This window comes from Haloarcula sp. Atlit-7R, assembly GCF_003666065.1.
Classification (GTDB): Archaea; Halobacteriota; Halobacteria; order Halobacteriales; family Haloarculaceae; genus Haloarcula; species Haloarcula taiwanensis.
Window position 1 is genome coordinate 59618 of sequence record NZ_QXIK01000010.1, and the last position, 22167, is coordinate 81784.

Here is a 22167-nt window from a genome sequence, read left to right on the forward strand (position 1 = left end):
CACTCGCTATTCTAGCGCTGCACCAGCGATTGACTCCAGTGCATCCGCCTCAAGCGGATGAAGTGACCCGGGGATGACAAGCAAATGTAGCGGGTCGCCAAACGTCTGTGTAGCGAGTTCGTCGAGCGTAGCAGCAACCACCAGTGGTTCAGGACTGCCGGCTCTGGCCACGACAACGCCGTGCGTGTCCGGGAATGGCTCCGACAGCATGGCGGCGGCCTGGCTTGCGGTCATGTACGTGTCGTCGCTGTCGTCCCAGTGGGGGTCGTCGACCTTGATATCGAGGTAGACCAGCGTATGGAGGTCCCGGTCCTGATTGTCCTCGATGGTAGCAACGACGCTATCCGGAACGCCGTCACCGCCGTGGGCGTCTTCGAAGGGGAGCGTTGTGGCCTTCCCGAAGCGGTAGTTCTGCAGGCCGGTCAGCGAACCGGCGGCAGTCTGGGCGGTCGTGCCGTGGACGATTCGGGTCTGGATACCGCGGTTCTCGGCACGGAGTCGGAGATCAGTGTGTGTCGTTGAGACCATCGTATCCCCGGCGGTACAGAAGACGACGCTTTCGCGCTCAGCGGCTTCGAGAATCGGCTCGGGGTCCTGCTCGATACCGGCACGGTCGCGGAGTTCGATACTCGTCTCCAGCGCGTCTTCCAGCGTTTCGAGATCAGTGCCGATCAGCCGGCTCGTGTAGAACTCGGCGAACACCCGGTCGGCGTCCCGGATGGCGTCGCGGCCTGCGACCGTGACAGAGCGCTCGTCATAGAGGCCCAGTCCGACGAAAGTGAGCATATCCGGAGTGGGTCGCCGCCGGGCATAAAGGGCGCGAAGCGTCAGGCTTACCGCCCACGGTCGGGGAAGAGACGTATGGGCGTTCCCTGCGTTCGCGTTCCCCGCGAGGCCGGCGAAGAGACGCGCCAGCGCCTCGCCGAGGCAAACCTCGTCGACGACGGCTACGATATCACGGTCGTCGACGGCCAGCTATACGTTCCTGTCACCGACCCCACAGCGGTGCCGTCAGACCTGGCCGTCGTGGAGGCAGATCCGCCGGTTCGCGAAGGCCAGACGATGCCGGCGGATGCCCTCGGCTACGATCCGAGCTACGAACGCATCGGCGATGTCGCGATTGTCGACGAGGACGACGACGAGCGGGCGCGGGCGATTGCCGACGCGATTATGAAGTCGGACCTCCCCGTGCGAGCGGTGTTGAATCGCGCATCGAAAATCAAGGGCGAACAGCGGGTCCGCGACTGGGACGTACTCGCCGGCGAAGGTACAGCAGTCACTCACCGGGAGTACGGCTGTACGTTCGACCTCGACCTCGCCGAAGTGTACTTCTCGCCGCGGCTGGCGACAGAGCGCCATCGTGTTACCAAGCAGGTCAGTGCGGGAGAGCGAGCCTTCGACATGTTCGCCGGTGTCGGTCCGTTCGTGATTCCGTTCGCCAAACGCGAGGCGACCTGTGTCGGGACCGACATCAACGAGACGGCGATCAAGTACCTCCGGGCAAACGCAGAGCAAAACGGCGTCTCCGACCGCGTGACCGGTATCTGTGGCGACGTACGCGAGGTTGCCGGCGAGTACGAGGGCTGGGCCGACCGCGTCGTGATGAACCTGCCCCACAGCGCCGATGAGTTTCTTGAGACCGCCGTCTGTCTGGCGGCCGACGAGTGCGTTCTGCATTACTACGACATTCAGCACGAGGATGACCTGTTCGGTCCCGGCGAGCGAGTGATCCGGGCGGCTGCGGAGCCGACGTACGACGTGACGGTCGAAACGCGCCACACTGTTCGGTCGTATGCCCCGAAAGAACACAACGTCGTTCTCGACGTTCGGCTGACACGCTAAGACGAACAGTTATGTTCATTCGTCTGATGGTGGGGAATAGTAGCAGATGGAGGTGAGCGAGGGTGACGACATCGACATCCACGACATCTCGCCGACAGCGTGGCGGCTCCTCCGCGTCGCGGCGGGGTTCGGCCAGCGGGAGGTCGAGGTGGAAATCGACGATATCATGCAGGCTCACATCTCGATGCTGGAGAACAACAACCGGAGCCTCTCGGAGCAACGACTCGAAGTGTTGTTCGATCTGTACCAGTCGGAGCTGACTACCGAGCAGGTTCGCGTGCTGGTTTCGAACTTCTAACCATGACCGAAGGGATATCCAACGGACGCCGAGACGCGGTGACTAACCAGCGGGGCTTGCCATGACCTGGTCGGGTCGAACGCGACCGCGACGAACGGCGGCGGCGATTGCCGTCGCGCTCGCCTCGACAGCTGTGATAGCCGCGGTCCCGACGCCGTCCGGACTCGATATCGCCGCCCAGTATGCACTGGCGACGATGGCCTTCGCGGCGATTCTCTGGGTGACCGACGCGCTGCCGCTCCCGGTAACGGCGCTGCTGATACCGGTGTTACTGACGGTGTTCGGCATCTACACCGAGATGGAGGCCGCACTCTCGGGGTTTGCCGACCCGCTCATCTACCTGTTCGTGGCCGGCTTCATGCTCGCGAAGGCGCTCCAGACTCACAACATCGACCGTCGCATCGCCCTGCACCTCATTAGCTGGATGGGGCGCTCGCCACGACTGCTCATTCTGGCAATCATGGTTGCGACGGCGTTTCTCTCGATGTGGGTGTCGAACACGGCGACGACGGCGATGATGACGCCCGTCGCGCTGGGTGTGCTTGCCGAGGTTGTCGGTCGAGATGTTCCCGACGGCGAGACATCGAACATGCGGGTCGCGACCTTGCTCGGCACGGCCTACGCGGCGAGCGTCGGCGGGGTTGGGACCCTCATCGGGACACCGCCAAATGTCGTCGCCGTGGCGTTTCTCGACAGGCTCATCGGTGTCGAGATATCGTTCGTGCAGTGGCTGGCCATCGGGCTTCCGATCGTCGTGTTGACCCTCCCACTGACGTGGTACGTTCTGACGTTCTGGCTCTACCCGCCGGAAGTCGAAGACGTGAGTGGAGCGAACGCGCAGGCGAAAGCGTATCTTGCGGAGGAGGGGCCGCTATCGACGGGCGGTCGCCGCGCAGCGTATATCTTTGCGGCTACAGCGGGCCTGTGGATCCTCGGTGGGCTTGGGTTCCTGTTCGAAGGCATTCTTCCCGACCCGGTGTTCGTGACACTGTTCGGCGGCGCAGGCGACACTGTGTTCGGTCTGACGGGGCATCGGGGCGTCCTGTATCTCGTGGTGGTCGGACTGCTCGCGATTCCGGCACTCGTTCTTTCCGGCGCCGACGACTGGGAGAATCTGGTTGATATCGACTGGGGGACGATTATCCTGTTCGGTGGCGGCATCTCACTGGCAGATGCACTGGCCGAAACCGAGGCGACGACGTGGCTGGCACGGACTGTCTTCGATACTCTAGTCGGCGCACCGCTGGTCCTCGTCGTGCTTGCTGTCGTCGTCTTCACCGTGCTGGTGACGGAACTGTCCTCAAATACGGCGACGACAACGATACTCGCTCCGATCCTCATCGGCCTCGGGAGCGTGCTCGCCGGAACACTCGGCGTTGAGCCGGTGCAGGCTGCGATCACGCTGACGGTTACCGGGGCTATCGCGGCGAGCTTCGCGTTCGCACTCCCCGTCGCGACGCCGCCGAACGCCATTGTCTTCGGCAGCGGCCACCTAGAGCAGCGGGATATGATACGGGCCGGTGTCGTGCTGAACGTCCTGATGACGCTCGTGTTGACAGGGCTCGTCCTCGTTTCCTTCGCGGTCTTCTGGCCACACATACTCTGGTAGGCCGCTCTTCCGCGTGGCTCGCTCTGAGAGGGGTTTTATACGTACAGGTCTGTCTCTGTCGCCGTATCCTTAACATTTAATAGGGTATGTCACAACGGAACGTACAGGCCGTGTATCATTGATACACGGGTGTAAAACGACCTATGACTGGACAACACGACCGACGCGCGTTTCTGAAGGTGGCAGGAAGCACAGGTGTCCTCGGACTGACCGGCCTCGCTGGCTGTTCTGGTGACGGGGGCGACGGCAGTAGCGACGGGGGCGATGGAAGTGGTGGCGGCGACGGCGGCTCCACCGGTGAAAGCGGCAGTGGAACGAACGTCATCACCCTCGGTGGCTCGATGAGTCTCACTGGAGACAACGCCGACCTCGGGCAGTTGTACAAGGACGCGTACGAACTGACCATCCAGCGCATCAACGAGTCCGGCGGCGTCGAGGCCGGCGACGGCAACACGTACGAACTGGAGATGGTGCTCCGGGACGACAGCACCGACGCCTCCCAGTCGAAGTCCATCTATCAGGAACTGATCGACCGCGAAGGGATCGACTACCTGCTCGGACCGTACTCAAGTACGGTCACCCTGCCCGCGAGCGCCGTGGCCGCACAGAACCAGAAGCCGATGGTCGAGGGCGGCGGCGCAAGCCCGGAAATTTTCGCACAGGGCAACGAGTGGATTTTCGGCCTCCTGCCGACGGCGAACAAGTACGCCAAGAGCTACATCGACATGTGCCTCGCACAGGACTCGGCACCGGAGTCTATCGCGATCCTTGCCGAAGACGGCACGTTCAGCCAGTCGACCGCAGAGGGGGCACGGAACAAAATCAGTGACACAGATCTGGAACTGGTCGTCGACCAGACGTTCCCCTCGGACACATCTGACCTCTCGACGAACCTCGGCAGAGTTCGAGACAGCGGCGCTGACATCCTCCTGCTGTGTGCCCACCAGAAGCACAACATTATTCTGGCCAACCAGATGGAGAGTCAGAACGTCAACGTCGACGCGGCGATGGGGACCGTCGGCAGCCTCAACGAATCGTTCAAGAACGAGGCCGGCGCGAACGGTGATTATCTGTACGGGCCGTCCTCGTGGGCCGTCAACGCGAACTTCGACGATCCGGTGTTTGGCAAGACCGGCGACTTCGTCTCGGCTATCGAGGAGAACTACGACTACACGCCGGACTACCACAGCGCGGCCGGCGAGGCAGTCATCCTCACCTATATGAACGCCTTCCAGAACGTCGACGAACTCAACCCGACAGCGGTCCGAGACCACATCCGACAGGCCGAATTCTCGACGGTGTACGGGTCTGTCGCCTTCGATGACAGCGGCGTCATCGACAAGAACATGCTGGTCTATCAGTGGCAGCCTGACCCGGGCCTCCAGATCACGTACCCGGAGAACGTCGCACAGTCGGAACCGATATATCCGATGCCCGACTGGAGCGAGCGCTGAGAGCGATGGCTGCCACCCAGTTCGTCGTCAACGGCCTGCTGGTCGGTGCGCTGTTCGCAGGCGTGGCGGTCGGATTCGCGCTCATCTGGGGCGTCGTCGACATCATCAATCTCGCCCACGGCGAGATGGTGATGCTCGGTGGCTACACCTCTTACTGGGTGCTGACGCTGATTACCGGGAACGCGGAGGGGTCGCCACTCCTGTTTCTGGCGACCATCCCGGTCGCCATCGCCGTACTGTTCGGAATCGGCTACGCGCTCCAGCGAACGCTGGTCTCGCGGGTCATCGGAACCGACATCTTCCTCACACTGCTGGTGACCTTCGGCGCGAGCATCGCCATCCAGCAACTGGCGATACAGGCGTGGTCGGCGAACCCGCGGTCGATTCAGGTCAGCTTCGCGGACCCGTCGATGACTCTCGCCGGTATTGTCGTCCCGAAGATGAAACTTGTCGCCTTCGCCGGCGCGCTCGTCCTCACCGCGCTCATGTACGTGTTCCTCCAGAAAACACGGACCGGACGAGCGATACGGGCCGTCTCGCAGAACCCCGAAGCCGCGGCGCTGGTCGGCATCGACGTCGAGCACACCCGCGCGGTGACTTTCGGCGTCTCATCGGCCATCGCCGGTGGTATCGGCGCGTTCATCGCCGTCATCCTGAACATCCAGCCACAGATGGGGCTCATCTACACGCTCAAGAGCTTTATCATCGTGGTCTTTGGCGGCGTCGGAAGCATCCCCGGCGCGCTCATCGGCGGCCTGTTGCTCGGCTCGGTCGAGGAACTGGTCGCCGGCTTCGCGTCCTCGCAGTGGACGCTCGCAGTGAGCTTCTCGCTGCTCATCGTCCTGCTCATTCTCAAACCGAAGGGCCTGTTCGGCCAGGGGGCTGACCAATGAGCACGACTGACGAGGAGTCTGGCGGCGTCCTCCGGTCGATTCTTCCGCCAGAGCAAGTCGACCGGTTCCTCGGGACCTGTGACGACTACGGCTGGCCGCTTCTCGGTCTCGGGGCGCTGATTGCAGCTTCGTTCCCCGTTCTCGGACTGGAGGGCGGCTACTACATGACCGTCCTCACTGAGATGTTCCTGTTCGCCATCCTGGCGCTCTCCTGGGACATCGTCGGCGGACAGACCGGGTATCCGAGTTTCGGGAATATGGCCTTCTTCGGGATCGGCGCGTACGCGACGGCCATCCTGACGAAGGACTTCGCCCTCGCGTTCCCGGTCGCGTTCCTGCTGGCCGGCTTGCTCGCCGTCACCTTCGCAGCTATCATCGGCATCGTCGTGCTTCGGCTCCGTGGCCACTACTTTGCCATTGCGACGCTGGGCGTCCTGCTGGTCGCGCAACAGGTCTCCCGCATCCTCGATATCACCGGTGGCGCCAGCGGCAAGATACTGCTGGAGACGCCATCGGCCGAGACCTTCTACTACCTGTTCCTCGGCGTTCTCGTCTTCGAGATGGGGCTCGTCTACTACCTCTCGGGGACACGCTTTGGCTTCGTGCTGAACGCCATCCGCGACGACGAGGAAAAGGCCACGGCGATGGGGTTCAATACCACCTACTACAAGACAGCCGCGTGGATGCTGGCCGGCCTGTTCACGGGCTTTGCCGGGGCCGCGTACAGCCTGTTCAACACGTTCATCGACCCCCAGACCGCCTACAACGGCGCGTGGAACGTGGAGCTCATCGCGATGGCGCTGCTGGGCGGGTCCGGCACCGTTGCCGGCCCCGTCATCGGCGCGTTCGGCCTCCACACCATCATCGAACTCGTGGAGACGTACGCCGTCGGGTGGCAGCTCGTCTTGCTCGGTGGGGCCGTCATCATCACTGTTATCGGCTTCCCCAAGGGGGTCGTCGGAACGCTCAGCGAATACGCGAGCCAGATGGACTACTACAAGCACGGCGGCATGGCCGCCACAGATACTGACGACGGATCGGAGGTGAGTGCCGATGAGTAAAGCGACGAGCGGCCCGGTGACCGACACGGACAGCGACCGTGCGGTGTTGCAGACGGACGGCGTCACGAAGCGCTTCGGCGGGCTGACCGCCGTCGACGACGTGGACATCGCAATCCACAGCGGCGAAATCGTCGGCCTCATCGGGCCGAACGGCGCCGGCAAGTCCACGCTGTTCAACTGCATCACCGGCACGCTGACGCCCGACGAGGGCCGGGTCTACCTGCAGGGCGAGGACGTGACGGACTGGCCCGAACACAAAATCGCGCGGGCCGGCCTGGGCCGGATGTTCCAGGAAACCCGCATCTTCGGGGACATGACCGTCCGCGAGAACCTGCTGCTTGCGGCACAGGAGGGCGGCGCTGACGTCTCAAGCCTCATGCGTCGCCCCGACAGTTCGCTGCTCGCCCGGACGGACGAACTGCTGGACTACGTCGACCTCGGCGGGCTGGCCGAGACCCGCGCCGGGCGGATGAGCTTCGGCCAGCAGAAGCTACTCGAGTTCGCGATGGAGCTGATGTCGGAACCGGAGATCCTGCTGATGGACGAACCGGCCGGTGGCATCAACCCCTCGATGCTTGGGAATCTCATCGACTACATCCGCAGTGCCAACGAGGAACAGGAGTCGACCATCTTCCTCATCGAACACAACATGGACTTCGTCATGGACATCGCCGACCGCATCTACGTCCTGGCCCACGGCGAACGTATCGCTGAGGGGACGCCCCAAGAGATACAGAACGACCAGCGCGTGCTCGACGCGTACCTCGGGAGGGAGTAAGTATGGCATCCACACCAGACGCCACGGGCGACTCGACCGGGGAGCCGGTGCTTCGGATGGAGAACGTCACAGCCGGCTACGGCAACACGACGGTGTTACACGACGTGAGCATCGCTGTCGAGGACGAACAGGTCGCCTGTCTCATCGGTCCGAACGGCTCGGGGAAGTCCACGCTGATGAAGAGCATCTACGGCTTCGCGGATGTCCAGACTGGGACAGTGTCGTTTCGGGGCGAAGACATCACTGGCCGGTCGCCACAGCAGAACCTCAGCAACGGGATGAGCTACGTGCTGCAAGATGCCAGCGTCTTCCCGGGGATGAGCGTCCACGAGAACATGCTGATGGGCGGGTACGTGTTCAACGACGACGACCGCGCCGCCGCCCGTGCCGAGGAACTGTACGCGGAGTTCCCGGTGCTCGCCGACCTCCGGAGCCAGTCTGCCGGCACCCTCTCGGGCGGCCAGCGTCGCCTGCTGGAACTGGCCCGCGCGCTAATGGTTGAACCGGACGTGATGATGCTCGATGAGCCGTCTATCGGACTCGAACCGCGGTTTATCGACGACGTGTTCGAGCGCATCAAGCAGCTCAACGACCTCGGGACGACCATCCTGCTCGTCGAACAGAACGCCGAAAAGGGGCTCTCTATCGCCGACCGGGGCTTCGTGCTCGCAAGCGGCGAAATCAAGTTCACCGGCACGGGGACCGAACTGCTTAACGACGAGGAAGTCGGACGCTTGTATCTAGGAGGGTAAAACATGTACACGATACTTGTCCCAGTCGACGCCGACGAAGACCGCGCTCGCGGCCAGGCCGCCTTCGTTGCGGAGCTACCGTCTGCCGAGACCGAGATCGAGGCCGTAATCACACACGCACTGACCAAGGAAGAAGCGGAAGCGCCCGAGGAGATACGCAACGTCGAGCGGATCTCGACAGTCAGGCTCGTACGCGACTATCTCGAGGACCACGATGTCGATGTCCAGCTAGCTGAGGGCCAGCAGCCGCCGGCTGACGGCATCATCGACCTAGCCGAGGAGTTCGATGTCGACCAGATCGTCATGGGGTCCAGAAAGCGGTCGCCGACCGGCAAGGCCGTGTTCGGGAGCGTCTCCCAGCAGGTCCTGCTTGAGGCGGACGACCCGGTCACCGTCGTCGGGTCTCGAGCTGAGTGAGAACGTCTCTCTCGGTGGCCCCGATTCGCAATCCTTATTGCGGTTATGCGTCCAACAACTGATGTACGCGAGCGACGCGCCGGTGTAGCTCAGACTGGCAGAGCGAATCCTTCGTAAGGATTAGGCCGAGGGTTCAAATCCCTCCACCGGCTTCCCTTTTCGAATCCCGTTCTACGAGTTAGCCGCGTTCTCTACGGAGACGACTTGTCGACAGTCGTAGGTGTTGCGTCGCTGTCCCGACGGTGCTCCGGGAGCGGGATAAAAACGACCCTCGGCAGTGATGCGATACGGCAACGGACTGCCGGGCGGAATTTCTAGCCGTAAACGATGGTCACACAGCACGAATTACTGGCGGAGACTGCGGTGTGCCCGCGAGACCGGCACGAGGGACGCACGTGCGGACAGTCAGATGGAGTGTGGTTCTGATGGATTTCCGAAACGCCTGGCACCGCGACACCGACGAAGACGTCTGTTGTATCGCATGCGGTGACACAGTTGCCCGGTCTGACGCCCGAGAATACGACAAGTACGGTAATCGCTGGAACCGCGATGACAAGTCCTTCGAATATCTGTGCAAGCCCTGCTACCAAGAGTACTGTCACTTCGGCCGGGCCGGGCTGGAAGACCGACTCGAAGCGGCCGGTGCCGGGACCGTGAGTCGAGACACGTTTCTCAGGCGCTATCACGATCTGGCCGAGGAAACGGAGCAGACCCGCGCCGACGGTCGCTGAGCCGAACGGTGGGTACTCCGTCCGGCGATGGGATACCGTCTCGGGAACGGTTCAGGGCGTGATGACCGCCCGGCCGTCTATCTCCCGGTTTTCCAGCATCTGTGCGACGGTGTTCACCTCGCTGAGGTCGTACTGGGTCGTGTGGAGGGTAACCGCGCCGCGGTCAACGAGTGCGACCAGTTCCTGCAGCTCGGTGTACTGACCGACGATGTTTCCCTGATAGGCGAATTCGCCGTTGACGAGCGCCTGCGCGGGTTCGTGGATATGGCCGCCGTAGCCGATGATGTGGTGGTCGCCGCCGGCGGCACAGATATCGGGCGCGAGCGCCGTCGTCTCATCGGCCCCGACGAAATCAAGGACTTGTGCGGCACCGACGCCATCGCTGATGGCTTCGACCTCGGCGGCGACGTCTTCGCTTTTTGGGTTGATGGTGTAGTGTGCACCGAGGTCGTCGGCGAGGTCGCGAGCGGACTGCTTGATGTCGACGGCGACGAGGTCGGCGGCACACATGGCGTCGAGGCACTGGAGGCCGATGTGACCGAGGCCGCCGATGCCGATAACGACCGCTGTGTCGCCGGGATTGAGTCCGTCGACGGCCTTCTTCGCCGCGTGATAGGCCGTGATACCGGCGTCGGCGTGCGGGGCGATGTCAGCCGGGTCGACGCCATCGGGGAGCGGGATGACCGACCGGTCGCTGGTCAGTAACTGGTCGGCGAAGCCGCCGTCGGTCGTCAGTCCGTTGAACGCGTCGTTCTCGCAGTACATGGTCTCACCTTGCCGGCACGGTCGGCAGGTCCCGCAGGTCTGGACCGGGTGGCAGATGACTTTGTCGCCTTCCGAGACGATGTCAACGTCGTCGCCCGTCTCGACGACTGTGCCGGCGTTCTCGTGGCCCAGCGTCATCGGGAGGTCCTGCGGGACGTACTGCTCCCACATTCCCTCGATGATGTGATTGTCAGTCTGGCACCAGCCGGCTCCGTCGACTTCGACGATGACATCATCTCCGGCTGCGACCTGTGGCGCACCTACGTCGTCTATCGAGAGCCCGTTCGACATGTCGTGCGTGTACTCGTGGAGTCTGGCTGCGCGCATCGTCCTGTATCCGGACGAAACGACAATAAACCCATATTATAAAAAATCGTATATATTGGCTGTATCGTTGTCAACCCGTCTGGAAGAGTGTCGAGCAGTCGGTCGGCGTTGCGTCCGAATATAAAAACAGCGGTGCGGTGACGCAGCTACTCAGTCCCGACTGGCAAGCAGCGCGGCCCCCAGCAGTGCCACGACGGCGACGGGAATTCCCATACCGGGACCGAAGGCCGACGAGGGGGCGGGGCTGGTCGCGCGGATTGGGTCCTCGACCGGCTCATCAGCCGCGTACTCCCAGACAGCGGTCTCGTTTTGAACGATATCAGCGTTCGAAGACGAGATGTCGGCGGGCATCGTCAGCCGGTACTCGACTGCGACGCCGTCGCCGAAGGCTACATCAGTATCCTCGTTCGCAGTAACGAACGTCCGGTCTTCGAACGTGACGTTGCCCCCGCTCGCGTTGACCGACACATCGCTTTCCGGGCCGGGGTTCCAGTCCGTGAATGTCATCGAGAGCGTGACGTTCTCACCCTCCAGTTCTTGTTCGTACGTGTAGTTCGACATTCGACTGGTGTTCACGTCGGCCAGAAGATATCCTTCGACCGAGTCATAGCCTTCCTGCTGGGCCTGATTCTGAAGCCCGTCGTACACTGACGGGGACATTTCGAGGGTCAGGTCGTACTCAGAAACTGTGCCGTCGGCGGCCACAGTCGAGTCAACCGTCGCCGTCACACAACCGGATAGCACGACGAGGGCAGCGAGGCCGATTGCGGGGATAATCCGATGCATACCTCACCGAATCGGATGCGGTGGAATAAGCCTTGTTACCGAAGTCGGTCCGGCTCAATGTGTCAGGACCAGCAGCTGGTCATCAGTCCGGACCAGACAGAAGGGCGACCCGGGGTTTCCGAAGGTGTTTGTCCGTTTGTCGCTGATAAAGAGCGTCTCGAACTCGTTGCCACAGGCCGGACAGGCGAACCCCTCTCGGTTCGACAGCGTCATCGTACCCCGGTCGTCTTTCAGCAGCTTGAGCCCGTGTCGGTACTCGTGAACGTCAAAGCTCCCGCTGATGTCTAGCCGATCCATACGTGTGAAACGAGCGGCGGCTGTCTAAAACTCGTCGGCGACTTACACCAGGTTCGCGCCCATGTAGAGCACGACGACGAGGAAGATCCAGACGATATCGACGAAGTGCCAGTACATCGACGCCGTCGAGACGGAGGTGTGCCGTTCAGCCGAGTACTGCCCGTAGTACCCGCGGATGAAGACAATACCGAGGAGTACAGCGCCCATCGTGACGTGGAGCCCGTGGAGCCCAGTCAGCCCGTAGAACGCGGACCCGTAGATGCCGCCACCGATTGTAAAGCCCTTGTGGACGATGAACTCGTAGTACTCGTAGACCTGTCCGCCGATGAAGACGATGCCCAGTAGCAGCGTCGCGCCCAGCAGCTTCAGGAACCGGCTGCGGTCCCCGTTACGGAGCGCGACGTGACTGAAGTGCAGCGTCACGGAGCTGGCAATCAGAATCAGCGTGTTAATAATCACCAGCGAGCCGAAGACTTCGGGCACTGCCGCCTGTGTCCAGACCTCGCCGCCGCGCACAATGAAGTAGTACACGAAGCCAGCGCCGAACGTGGCGATTTCGCTCCCGAGGAACAGGAGCATGGCGAACTTCAGCGTCTTGTCCGAGTGGTAGTCCGTCCCGCGCTCCCAGAAGTCCGAGACGAAGGCGTGGTACAGCCAGCCGTAGATGCCAACGAGGAAGAGGCCGACACTCCCGGCCATCGCTCCTGCCCCGACAGTCTGGCTGACAAGTGCGTTCTCACCCATCGAGAGCACGAGCAGGGCCGCGCTGACGTAGATGCCCGAACCACCGATCGCCGTCACAAAGGGCCACCAGCTGGCCTCGCCGAACCCGTGGGGCCAGTCCTCCGTCGCCGGGAGGTGGTGGTCCCCGTGCCCGTCGTCCGCGTGTTCATCGGAGACACTCATACTAGGGCCCTTGCGAACGGAATACTAAAAGCCCATCCAATTCCCTGCGGCCTGTGCCACCGCAACCCCGATCCGACGGGTGCCTCGCCGGCATCCCGGAAACTACACGGGGGCGAAGCCCCAACTATCGACGATGACATCTGGGAGGCGTCGTACGGTCGCGCTGGTGGTGTGCGGACTGGGCTGGCTGGCCGCGACGGGGACGGCAAGCGCACACGGCGGCAGTCTCGCCGGCGGCGGCCGCGAGTCACTGACGATCCCGACGTGGCTCTTTCTGAGTACCGGCGGCGCGGCCGTCGGCGCGTCGTTCCTGCTGGCGTCGTTTGTCACTGACCGCGCGTTCATCGAGCGGATACACGACTGGGGGCGACCGCTGTCGGGTAATTTCGAAGGCATCCTGCGGCTCGCTGGGCAGCTCATCGGGCTTGCCGGACTCGCCGCAGTGTTCGTCGTCGGCTTCATTGGGCCGACGAACGCCCGGACGAATCTCGCAATACTGCTCGTCTGGGTCGGCTGGTGGGCCGGGCTGACGATGACGACGTACCTCGTGGGGAACAGCTGGGCGACGCTCAATCCGTTCAAGACCCTCGCGGGGTTTCTCCCGACACTCGACCGAAGTTACCCGGCCCGTGTCGGGTCGTGGCCCGCCGTCGGCGGCCTGCTCGTGCTGGTATGGGTAGAGGTCGTCAGCCCGCTCGCTGACCAGCCCCGACTGCTCGCGTCAGTTGTCGCCGGCTACGCTGTGGTGACACTCGCGGGCGCGCTCGTGTTCGGGCCTGACGACTGGTTCGCTCACGCCGACCCGGTGGAACGGGTGTTCCGCTACTACGGTCGCTTTGCACCCATCGGCCGCGATGAGGACGGACTCCGACTCCGACTCCCCGGCATGGACCTCTCGACGCCGCGGCTGGTCGACGGGCCTGACGAGGTCGCCTTCGTGGTCGCCCTGCTGTGGGTCACGACATACGACGGGCTGGTCACGACGCCGGCTTGGCGCGACCTGACGACGCCACTCGTCGCAGCCGGTGTCCCGCCGCATCTCCTGTATCCGGTCGCGCTCGGCGTCGGCTTCGCCGGCTTCCTCGGCGTGTATCGACTCGCGGTCCGGCTCTCCCGCGATATGTCGGACACGTATCTGACCCCGGCTGTTCTCGCACGGCGGTTCGCGCCGCCGCTCGTCGCCATCGCCGTTGGTTATCATTTCGCGCATTACCTCGGATACTTCCTCGTGCTCGCGCCCTCGCTGGCTGTCGCGCTTACGTCGCCGTTTGCGAATCCGGCAGTAGTGCCGACCGTCGACCTGCCGGCGTGGTTCGGCGCGGTCGCGCTCGCGTCGGTCATCGTCGGTCATCTGGTCGCTATCTGGGTGGCCCACGCCGCCGCATACGACCTGTTTCCCGCGCGGCTGCAGGCGATTCGGTCGCAGTACCCGTTCATCGCGGTCATGGTGTTTTATACGATGACGAGTCTCTGGGTCGTCTCACAGCCGGAGGTGGCACTCCCACATCTATGACTGACACAGCAACCCAGCCGGTAGCTGATGCGGCAGCGACAAGTACCGACGACGAACCAGCCTACGATGTCCCGGCCGACGCCACAGCCCACACGTGTTCGTACTGCGGCCGGCCGTTCGCCCGCGAGTCTTGGCTCGCGCTCCACCGCGGTCTGGCCCACCCTAACGAACTTGGCGACGAGGAGATTGAGGCCTTTCGAGCGGCCCACAGCGAGGAGGAAGAGTCGCTTTCGACGTTCCGACTCCAAGCACTGGGCGCGCTCGTACTCCTCTACTTTGGCTTCCTGATGGTGTACGCACTCGTGTAGTCTCCGGGTGTCACGCTGTCACCGACACAGCGGACGGGAAGCGAAGCGTTGATGGGTCGCAGGTGACCAACAGATGGGTATGGACCTTCGCGTTATCGACAAATCCGACACGGAACTCTCTATCGAAATCGCCGGTGAGGACCACACGTTCATGAACGTCATCAAAGGGGCGCTGCTGGAGACAGAGGGCGTCACGGCGGCGACCTACGACGTGAACCCGGAACAGTCCGGTGGCCAGACGGACCCGGTGCTGACAATCAAGACCGAGGAGGGCGTCGACGCGCTGGAAGCGCTCGAAGACGGAACCGACGCCGTCATCGAGAAGGCAGACAGCTTTACCGACGCGTTCGAAGCCGCCGCGTAATTCTAACAGAGCACGTACGTGACGAACACGCGTTCGTCCGGACCAACGTGGATGTCGAGACCGATCAGTCCGTCCTCCGCTCTCTGAATCCTGTTGCCTCGCTCAATGTAGCTGTCGACGAGTGCGGTCGCCAGTGCCGTCTCGTTCTGGTACTGGCTGAGTGACTGCGGCGTCCGGTCGTAGGCCACCTCGTAGCTGACCACGACTGGGCGCTCACACGAGGGGGCGAACCGGGAGACCCCTTCGCGCGTCGGCCGCTCGCCGTTGTCGTATCGCGCGTCGACACGGCCCTTGTTGTAGTAGGCTGCGGCGTCGTCTAGGGTCGCGTTCCGCGAGACCGTCCCGCCGCCGACGCCCGACCGCCGGACGTTGTACACGTCGACGTAGGTGCCCTCGACTGCGGCGAGCGAGAGCGAGTCGACGGTGTCGCCGCTTCCGGCGGGGGATGCGATCTGCGGTGGGCCGGCGGGGGTTTCGGCGGCGAAGCCCGGCAGCGTGATGCCGCCGACAGCAGCAAGCACAATGAGGCCGAGCAGCAGTGCCACGGCGGCGTAGCCGAGCACGTACTTCGTTTCGAGCACGTCCAGCCAGCCGGTCTTTATATCATCCAGCGGGTCGTCCTCCGGCGGCCCCGTCCGTCGCTCGAAGTTACTCCCGCCACAGCGTTTGCACGGCGGCGAGTTCTTCTGGTGCTGGCGACCGCAGTCCAGACAGACCCATCTGGGTCCGCCCTCGACGACTTCTTCGTTGACTTGCGTCACGGCCTCTTCGAAGGAACCGTGTCCGCAGTTGTCACACGGCGGGTCATTTTCCTCGTGAGGTTTGCCACACCACTCACACCGCCATTTCATTGGTGATGCTCCGTGGTGGGCGGATAAAGCCTGCCCGATGCTAGGCCACGGCGCTGCGACTCTCCGGAGCCGTACCCCCACTGTCGCTCAGCCAGTTGACGCCCCGGGTACGATCTCCCCCACGGACGGGTACTGCCAGCGACTGCCGAATCTGTGCCCGCTGACGCCGACAGCTGATACCGAACGCCGAGACGCGGAAAAAACCGAGGCCATCCGAGACGCCCAGAGAACTGCGTCATACAAAGAAAGAGACAGGTACGGCTATTTACTATTTCGACCCCAGGCCGGGGACGGTGTTACAGTCGGACCGGAATCCCCTTGCCGTTGAGATACTCCTTGGTCTCGGCGATGGAGTACTCGCCGAAGTGGAAGATAGAGGCGGCGAGACCGGCGTCCGCGCCGGCGTCGACGAACACTTCCTCCATGTCCTCCGGGCCGCCACAGCCAGAGGAAGCGATAACCGGCGTCGAGACGGTGTCACAGACGGCTTTCATCAGCGGGATGTCGTAGCCATCCTTGGTCCCGTCGGCGTCGATAGAGTTGACGAACAGCTCGCCCGCGCCGCGCTCTTCTGCTTCGGTGGCCCACTCGATGACGTCCAGTCCAGTTCCCTCGCGCCCGCCCTTGACGGTGCATTCGAACCAGCAGGACTCGCCGTCGACCTCGGTGTAGTGCTCGCCGTCGTTGTCAAAGCGCCGCCGGGCGTCGACGGAGATGACGATGCACTGGCTCCCGAAGGCTGCCGCGCCCTCGTTGATGAGGTCCGGTTCGGCGATGGCCCCGGAGTTGATCGAGACCTTATCGGCACCGGCCCGGAGCGTCTCTTTGATGTCAGCACGGGTACGGATACCGCCGCCGACGGTCAGCGGAATGAACACTTCGTCGGCCACAGCCGAAACTGTATCAAGCATCGTCTCGCGCCCCTCGGCGGAGGCGGTGATGTCCAGAAAGACGAACTCGTCAGCGCCGGACTCGTTGTAGGCTTTGGCCATCTCTACCGGGTCGCCGGTGTACTCCAGGTCCTCGAAGTTGACTCCCGTGTACACCGCCGCGTCCCCGTTCTCGTCCACGTCCACGTCGATACAGGGGATGATCCGTTTTGTGAGCGTCATTCGATAGCTGTGGATTCGACACAACGCCGCTTGACCGTTTCGACTGGTGCAAGTGTCTGGCCGATACGCAGTGCCAATCCGACAGCTACACGTACGACGCTCTTGAACCACCGACTATGGCAGACGACCACCACGAGGAGGACCGGCCGGATTACGACCCTGAACACGTCGAACTCCCCGCGCGCGAACCGCCGCTTCGGTCGACGGCCCCACAGAGCGCGTTCACCATGTCGCAGGTCGGCACAGGGCTCGGCGTACTGCTGGTCGGACTGGTTCTCACCTTCGGTCTCGCGCTGGCGCTGGCCTGAGACGGTCGATATGGCCTCACCGACCGGCATAAATATCAGATCTGATATTTCTGGGGAGGGGTATATAGGCTTACACGTCAATAACTGTTGTACGATGCCGTCCCAGTCAGACGCACGTACGGCGGTCGCTACGGGAACGTCAGTGGCGACTGCTGGGAAACGCGCTGGCCGGGAGGCGACAAGCACTGCTCGTGACCGGCTTGACGCCGAGCGAGTGGATTTCTGTCAAGTGTTTGCTAGCTCTGAGTTCGATGCTGAAGCCGTTCTGGCGGGCGTGAATGCGCTCGTCGGCGACGAGACAGCCGTTGTCGGCTGTACAGCCAGTGGCACGTTCACCGAGGAGCGAGCGATGGATACCGGCGTGGCCGTCACGCTCGTTACCAGTGATTCGTTCCGGTTCGATACGGCCCTTGCTGCTGGCCTCAGCGACAACACCCGTGGGACTGTCAGAGACGCTGTCCGGTCGCTTCCTGGAAACATCGAAGAACCGTACCAGTCAGCGATCGTTCTCCACGACGGTCTCGCAGGTGTCGGTGAGCAGTTGTCGTTGTCGGTCCAGCGACGGCTCGGCCCCTATGTCGAATTCGCAGGTGGGGCAGCGTCTGACGGTCTCCGGATGGAGTCAACGCCGGTGTTTTGTGATGCGTCGGTTGTCGAGGACGCAGTCGTTCTCGTACTCGTTTCCGGCGAGAAACGTCCGATCATTACTGTCAACCACGGTCACAGCCCCATCTCGGAGCCTTGGGAGGTAACTGATGTCTCCGGAAACGTGGTTCACGAACTCAACGGTGAGCCAGCCTTCGACGTGTGGAAAGACGCCGTCCGAGACCACGTTGCGGAGACGTTAGGGGTCGCGGTCGATGATGTCCCCGTCGGTTCAGCGCAGCTCAGGAAGCTCATGGTCGCATACCTGTTTGGCATCGACCAGGGTGACACCTACAAGATTCGCTGGCCACGGACTGCGATTGAAGAGACTGGCGCACTGCAGTTCGCCGTCGATATTCCGGCGGGGACTGTCCTTCGGATAATGCATGGCGACAGACGGGACCAGATCAGGTCCGCCGAGCAGGCTGCTGTCGACGCTGTCTCGCTGTGCGACGGTAATATCGCCGGCGCGTTCGTCTACGACTGCGCGTGCCGTCAGATTCTCTTCGACGACGCGTTTCCGGCGGCTGTCGACGGTATCACGTCGACCCTGTCGGCTCCAGTCGCTGGGTTTGAGACGTACGGGGAGCTGTGTATGCAGGCCGGACAGCTCAGTGGCTTTCACAACACGACAACGGTGCTTTTCGCACTGCCGGAGTAACAGATGGATCGAACAGGACTCGTTTCAAAGTTCGCAGAAACGGTGGGCATCGAGAAGGCGTCGGCTATCGTCGACGACGCGATAGCTGACCTCGGTATCAGCGACGAAACGGAGATAGACAACACGGATGCACAGGACATCTGTGATATAATCCAGCACAACCACGAGGGATACGTCGCACTCGTCGCGAGTGAACTCCGCGTACAGCTGGCGGCACAGGAACGATTTGACGCGCTTCTGGGAAACATTCCGAACCCGGCTGTCGTCGTCGGGTTCGAGCAGCGAGAACCGTACGTCAAGTCGATCAACGAAGCGTTTGCGGAGTCGTTTGGCTACGACCAGACGGATGCAGTCGGAGCGAAGCTTCGGACACTCCTTGCGCCACCCGGGTCCGACGCCGAAGGTATCAGGACAGACTGGTGGGAACAGACCGGTCAGTCAGAGCAAGAGGTCAGACGGATGACCGCATCAGGCGAGGTCCGGACGTATCTGTTCCGGAGTACGATTGTCACCCGTGACAGCAGCCAGCTGGAAGGGTTCGGGATATACACCGACATCACAGATCGAAAGCGCCGGGAGCAACAGCTGAAACACCAGAACGAGCGGCTCGACGAGTTTGTCAGTATCGTCAGCCACGACCTTCGGAACCCGTTGAACATCGCCTCCGGTCGCACCCATCTCCTGCTTGATGACATTGAGGATGGGGCTGTGCAGGAAGGGCTACAGGAAATCGCTGCAGCACACGACCGGATGGCCCAGATTCTCGATGATACGCTGACGCTCGCGCGCCAGGGGCGAGTCGTCGGAGAGACCGCGAGCGTCTCCATCGAAACCGTCGCCGCCGACGCGTGGCAACAGGTCGAAACCGAGGACGCAACGCTTACCATCGAAACCGAAGCGACCGTCGAGGCGGACGCCGAGCGCCTCCAGCAGCTCTTCGAAAATCTCTACCGGAACGCCATCGAGCACGCGGGCGCTGACTGCTCCGTTGTTGTGTCTGTGCCCGAGAGACACGAGCAGAGTGGGTTCTCCATCGCGGACGATGGTCCCGGTATTCCACCGGACGACCGTGAGCTGGTGTTCGAACACGGCTACTCAACGAACTCGGACGGGACGGGCTTTGGCCTGTCGATCGTTCAGAGCATCGCTGAAGCACACGGCTGGTCGGTCGCGGTTACAGAGAGTGAGATGGGCGGGACGCGGTTCGATATCCGCTGGTAATCAGGCCAGTTCGTCGTCGATAACTGACCGCAGAGCGGCGATTTCCGCGGCGTCGTACTGCAGTTGCTCGTCGGTGACGGCGATATCGAGGTGGTTCGAGCCGGTGGCCTCACCGAGCTCCGTCACCGGCGCGACGCCATCGAAGGCCTCACGGACTGCTGCCGGGTCGGTCGTCTCGAACACGACGCGGCCGGGCCGCTCGTTGAACAGGAGTCGGTTCTTGGTCCCGCGGTCGACCGTTTCGATTTCGACCGACGCGCCGGCGTCCTCGTGGACCATCTCTGCCAGCGTCACCGCGAGGCCACCGTGGCTCACGTCGTGGCTCGCGAGCACGTGGTCAGCGTCGGCGACCTCGGCAATCGTTTCGATGGCCTCCGTCGAGTCCGCCGGGAGGGCGGGGAAGCGGTCGGTACCGCCGAACTGCGCGGTGTACTCTGAGCCGCCCAGCCGCGGGTCGGTCTCGCCTTCCAGCGCGGTGTCGCCGACGACCACGAGCGTTCCCTCGCCGGACAGCGACAGCGGCGGAGCGTCGTAGCCTTCCTTGACCCCGACCAGTGCGAGCGTCGGCGTGGGCGGAATCGGCCCCTCCTGGGAGTCGTTGTACAGCGAGACGTTGCCGCCGACGACCGGCACGTCGAGGTCGCTGCACATGTCGGCCAAGCCGTCGACGATACCTTTGAAGCCGCCGTAGACATCCGGCTTCTCGGGGTTTCCGCCGTTCAGGCAGTCCACGGCCGCGTGGGGCGTCGCGCCCTTCGCGGCGACGTTGGTGGCGTTCTCCAAGGCGACGGCGCGAGCGCCCTCGTAGGGGGCCGCGTCGGTCCAGTTGGGGTCCGCGCCGGCCGAGAAAGCGAGGCCGGTGCCGGCTTCGCGGATGGCGAGCAGGGCGGCGTCGTCCCCCGGCAGGACGCTCGTGCGGACCTGCACCTCGTGGTCGTACTGGCGGTACACCCACCGCTTCGAGGCGCAGTTCGGACTGGCGACGATGCGCTCGAAGGCTTCCTCCAGTGACACGGTCGGCAGGTTCCGTTCCTGTTTCGGTGGCGCGTCGCTCGGCAGGTCGTTCATCGGCGCACCGTCCCCGAGGAACACGGCGTCCACGTCGACGACCGTCTCGCCCTCGAAGGTACAGACGTAGTTCGTACCCGGCTCGGTGAGTTCGCCGATGACCGAACAGCCGAGGTCGAACCGCTCGGCGAGTTCGGCCACGCGGTCGACGTTCTCCGGCGCGACCTCGTAGACCATCCGCTCCTGGCTCTCGGCGAGCAGGTACTCCATGGCGTTCATGTTTGGCTCGCGCTCGTGGACGCGGTCGAGCTCGATGCGCGCGCCGAGGCCGCCCTTGGCGACGAGTTCCGAAGACGCCCCACCGAGGCCAGCGGCCCCGAGGTCGCGGGCCGACTCGACGAGGCCCTCGTCCAGCAGCGCCTCGTTGCACTCGATGAGCAGTTTCTCCGAGTACGGGTCGCCGACCTGCACAGCCGGCCGGTCCTCCGTTTCGGCGTCCTCGGCGAGGTCCTCGCTGGCGAATGACGCGCCGCCGAGGCCGTCCCGGCCCGTCGCGTTGCCGACGAGGACGAGCTTGTTGCCCGGCTCCTGTGCCTCGGCGGTGATGGTCCGCTCGGGTTCCAGCAGGCCGATACAGGAAACGTTCACGAGCGGGTTCCCCTCGTAGTCGTCGTGGAAGGCGACGCTACCGGTGACGGTCGGGACGCCGATACAGTTCCCGTAGTGGGAGATACCCTCGACGACGCCCTCGAAGAGATAGCGGGAGTGCTCTCGGTCGAAGTCGCCGAAGTACAGGCAGTCGGCTAGCGCGATGGGATACGCGCCCATCGACAGTGTATCGCGGACGATACCGCCAACGCCCGTCGCCGCCCCGTCGAAGGGGTCGACGTAGGACGGGTGGTTGTGGGACTCGACGCCCATCGTGATGTACATCTCCTCGCCGTCACCGTGGGACGGCAGGGAGACGACGGCTGCGTCGTCGCCGGGGCCGATGACGACCTGCTCGCCCTCGGAGTCGAACGCCGACAGCAGGGGGCGAGAGGAGCGATACGCGCAGTGTTCGCTCCAGAGGTTCTCGAAGAGAGCGGCCTCCGCCCGTGTCGGCTCCCGACCGATCTCCTCGACCACGAGTTCGTGGTCCGCGTCGGACAGGCTCATTACCTCGTCGTGGCCGCCCACAAGATAAGTCCCTTTCCATGCACCCGCGCCGGCAGCACACGAACGTACAACAGCGTCGGGAGCACACGTCCCACGCGAGGT

24 protein-coding genes and 1 tRNA gene are annotated in these 22167 nt (G+C 63.3%); 17 read left to right on the forward strand and 8 right to left on the reverse strand.

What is annotated here, in order from left to right; genetic code table 11:
- Window positions 1-6: 6 nt before the first annotated feature.
- Window positions 7-786: a diphthine synthase gene (gene dph5, locus D3D01_RS17030; RefSeq protein WP_121513075.1), complete on the reverse strand. Its 780-nt coding sequence runs from the start codon at window positions 784-786 to the stop codon at window positions 7-9.
- 75 nt (window positions 787-861) lie between these two features.
- Here dph5 and D3D01_RS17035 point away from each other — a divergent pair, with 75 nt between their 5' ends.
- From D3D01_RS17035 to D3D01_RS17085, 11 genes are all read left to right on the forward strand, one after another.
- Entirely contained in the window at window positions 862-1842 is a 981-nt protein-coding gene (locus D3D01_RS17035) for a class I SAM-dependent methyltransferase family protein (RefSeq protein WP_121513076.1), read from the forward strand.
- Window positions 1843-1888: 46 nt separating this feature from the next.
- Window positions 1889-2140 (forward strand): hypothetical protein, encoded by a 252-nt coding sequence (locus D3D01_RS17040; RefSeq protein ID WP_101350451.1) that lies wholly within the window; start codon window positions 1889-1891, stop codon window positions 2138-2140.
- A gap of 61 nt (window positions 2141-2201) precedes the next feature.
- On the forward strand, window positions 2202-3749 hold the full coding sequence (locus D3D01_RS17045) for a DASS family sodium-coupled anion symporter (protein ID WP_121513077.1): 1548 nt from the start codon (window positions 2202-2204) through the stop codon (window positions 3747-3749).
- A gap of 143 nt (window positions 3750-3892) precedes the next feature.
- Entirely contained in the window at window positions 3893-5203 is a 1311-nt protein-coding gene (locus D3D01_RS17050; protein ID WP_121513078.1) for an amino acid ABC transporter substrate-binding protein, read from the forward strand.
- 5 nt (window positions 5204-5208) lie between these two features.
- Window positions 5209-6096: a branched-chain amino acid ABC transporter permease gene (locus D3D01_RS17055; protein ID WP_121513079.1), complete on the forward strand. Its 888-nt coding sequence runs from the start codon at window positions 5209-5211 to the stop codon at window positions 6094-6096.
- Window positions 6093-7157, forward strand: a complete 1065-nt coding sequence (locus D3D01_RS17060; protein ID WP_121513080.1) for a branched-chain amino acid ABC transporter permease — start codon at window positions 6093-6095, stop codon at window positions 7155-7157. The genes D3D01_RS17055 and D3D01_RS17060 overlap by 4 nt, the downstream gene beginning before the upstream one ends.
- Complete coding sequence (locus D3D01_RS17065) at window positions 7150-7935, forward strand: ABC transporter ATP-binding protein (RefSeq protein WP_101350446.1); 786 nt, start codon at window positions 7150-7152, stop codon at window positions 7933-7935. Before D3D01_RS17060 ends, D3D01_RS17065 begins: the two co-directional genes overlap by 8 nt.
- A gap of 2 nt (window positions 7936-7937) precedes the next feature.
- Window positions 7938-8687: an ABC transporter ATP-binding protein gene (locus D3D01_RS17070; RefSeq protein WP_101350445.1), complete on the forward strand. Its 750-nt coding sequence runs from the start codon at window positions 7938-7940 to the stop codon at window positions 8685-8687.
- A gap of 3 nt (window positions 8688-8690) precedes the next feature.
- Window positions 8691-9104, forward strand: a complete 414-nt coding sequence (locus tag D3D01_RS17075; protein ID WP_121513081.1) for a universal stress protein — start codon at window positions 8691-8693, stop codon at window positions 9102-9104.
- 78 nt (window positions 9105-9182) lie between these two features.
- Window positions 9183-9256: transfer RNA gene (locus D3D01_RS17080), tRNA-Thr, on the forward strand.
- A gap of 273 nt (window positions 9257-9529) precedes the next feature.
- Complete coding sequence (locus D3D01_RS17085; RefSeq protein ID WP_121513082.1) at window positions 9530-9835, forward strand: hypothetical protein; 306 nt, start codon at window positions 9530-9532, stop codon at window positions 9833-9835.
- 51 nt (window positions 9836-9886) lie between these two features.
- On the opposite strand, the gene D3D01_RS17090 is transcribed toward D3D01_RS17085, so the two are convergent.
- The 4 genes from D3D01_RS17090 to D3D01_RS17105 all read right to left on the reverse strand — a co-directional run bounded on the left by D3D01_RS17090 (window position 9887) and on the right by D3D01_RS17105 (window position 12916).
- Complete coding sequence (locus D3D01_RS17090; protein WP_121513083.1) at window positions 9887-10927, reverse strand: NAD(P)-dependent alcohol dehydrogenase; 1041 nt, start codon at window positions 10925-10927, stop codon at window positions 9887-9889.
- A 150-nt stretch (window positions 10928-11077) separates the two neighbouring features.
- Window positions 11078-11713 (reverse strand): PGF-CTERM sorting domain-containing protein, encoded by a 636-nt coding sequence (locus D3D01_RS17095; RefSeq protein WP_101350441.1) that lies wholly within the window; start codon window positions 11711-11713, stop codon window positions 11078-11080.
- A 54-nt stretch (window positions 11714-11767) separates the two neighbouring features.
- Window positions 11768-12010, reverse strand: a complete 243-nt coding sequence (locus D3D01_RS17100; RefSeq protein ID WP_101350440.1) for a flagella cluster protein — start codon at window positions 12008-12010, stop codon at window positions 11768-11770.
- Window positions 12011-12052: 42 nt separating this feature from the next.
- The gene (locus D3D01_RS17105; RefSeq protein ID WP_101350439.1) at window positions 12053-12916 is read right to left on the reverse strand and encodes a heme-copper oxidase subunit III; all 864 of its coding nucleotides are present in this window, start codon (window positions 12914-12916) and stop codon (window positions 12053-12055) included.
- Window positions 12917-13082: 166 nt separating this feature from the next.
- Between D3D01_RS17105 and D3D01_RS17110 the strand changes: the two genes are divergently transcribed.
- The 3 genes from D3D01_RS17110 to D3D01_RS17120 all read left to right on the forward strand — a co-directional run bounded on the left by D3D01_RS17110 (window position 13083) and on the right by D3D01_RS17120 (window position 15101).
- A complete protein-coding gene (locus tag D3D01_RS17110) occupies window positions 13083-14429 on the forward strand; it encodes a hypothetical protein (RefSeq protein WP_121513084.1) in 1347 nt (448 codons plus the stop codon).
- Complete coding sequence (locus tag D3D01_RS17115) at window positions 14426-14737, forward strand: C2H2-type zinc finger protein (protein WP_121513085.1); 312 nt, start codon at window positions 14426-14428, stop codon at window positions 14735-14737. The genes D3D01_RS17110 and D3D01_RS17115 overlap by 4 nt, the downstream gene beginning before the upstream one ends.
- A 79-nt stretch (window positions 14738-14816) precedes the next feature.
- Window positions 14817-15101: a DNA-directed RNA polymerase subunit L gene (locus D3D01_RS17120; protein ID WP_005538371.1), complete on the forward strand. Its 285-nt coding sequence runs from the start codon at window positions 14817-14819 to the stop codon at window positions 15099-15101.
- A 2-nt stretch (window positions 15102-15103) separates the two neighbouring features.
- On the opposite strand, the gene D3D01_RS17125 is transcribed toward D3D01_RS17120, so the two are convergent.
- Both D3D01_RS17125 and hisF read right to left on the reverse strand, forming a co-directional pair.
- On the reverse strand, window positions 15104-15952 hold the full coding sequence (locus D3D01_RS17125) for a hypothetical protein (RefSeq protein ID WP_101350436.1): 849 nt from the start codon (window positions 15950-15952) through the stop codon (window positions 15104-15106).
- 296 nt (window positions 15953-16248) lie between these two features.
- The gene (gene hisF, locus D3D01_RS17130) at window positions 16249-17064 is read right to left on the reverse strand and encodes an imidazole glycerol phosphate synthase subunit HisF (protein WP_121513086.1); all 816 of its coding nucleotides are present in this window, start codon (window positions 17062-17064) and stop codon (window positions 16249-16251) included.
- A 116-nt stretch (window positions 17065-17180) separates the two neighbouring features.
- Here hisF and D3D01_RS17135 point away from each other — a divergent pair, with 116 nt between their 5' ends.
- The 3 genes from D3D01_RS17135 (at window position 17181) to D3D01_RS17145 (ending at window position 19899) form a co-directional block, all read left to right on the forward strand.
- Entirely contained in the window at window positions 17181-17372 is a 192-nt protein-coding gene (locus D3D01_RS17135) for a hypothetical protein (protein WP_101350434.1), read from the forward strand.
- Between the two features lie 94 nt (window positions 17373-17466).
- On the forward strand, window positions 17467-18678 hold the full coding sequence (locus D3D01_RS17140) for an FIST signal transduction protein (RefSeq protein WP_121513087.1): 1212 nt from the start codon (window positions 17467-17469) through the stop codon (window positions 18676-18678).
- Between the two features lie 3 nt (window positions 18679-18681).
- Window positions 18682-19899, forward strand: coding sequence for a HAMP domain-containing sensor histidine kinase (locus tag D3D01_RS17145; protein ID WP_121513088.1), 1218 nt, complete (start codon window positions 18682-18684; stop codon window positions 19897-19899).
- Here D3D01_RS17145 and purL read toward each other — a convergent pair whose 3' ends face one another.
- Window positions 19900-22065: a phosphoribosylformylglycinamidine synthase subunit PurL gene (gene purL / locus D3D01_RS17150; protein WP_121513089.1), complete on the reverse strand. Its 2166-nt coding sequence runs from the start codon at window positions 22063-22065 to the stop codon at window positions 19900-19902.
- Window positions 22066-22167 lie beyond the last annotated feature (102 nt).